Below are 393 nucleotides of genomic sequence, written 5' to 3'. Positions count from 1 at the left end.
CTCAACAACCTGGCTTCTCTCTACGACAGTCAGGGTCTCTACAGCCAGGCGGAACCGCTCCATAAGCGTGCGCTGGCGATCAACGAAAAAGCCCTGGGCCCCGATCACCCCGATACCGCGACCAGTCTCAACAACCTGGCTTTGCTCTACTACAAGCAGGGACTCTACAGCCAGGCTGAGCCTCTCTACAAACGTGCGCTGGCGATCAACGAAAAAGCCCTGGGCCCCGATCACCCCAGTACCGCCCTCAGTCTCAACAACCTGGCTTTCCTCTACGACAGGCAGGGTCTCTACAGCCAGGCGGAACCGCTCCATAAGCGTGCGCTGGCGATCAACGAAAAAGCCCTGGGCCCCGATCACCCCAGTACCGCCCTCAGCCTCAACAACCTGGCT

General features: G+C 59.8%; 1 protein-coding gene. It reads left to right on the top strand.

Annotated elements, in window-relative coordinates; genetic code table 11:
• Positions 1–393 (top strand): tetratricopeptide repeat protein (locus tag ACLNEE_RS17030; protein WP_412007469.1); only part of this gene is annotated, 393 nt, incomplete at both ends.

It is taken from the genome of Aphanothece stagnina RSMan2012 (assembly GCF_046764815.1).
In the GTDB taxonomy this organism is placed as follows: Bacteria; Cyanobacteriota; Cyanobacteriia; order PCC-6307; family Cyanobiaceae; genus NIES-981.
The sequence above is the reverse complement of the archived record's forward strand: the minus strand, read 5'-3'. Positions and strand labels throughout refer to the sequence as shown.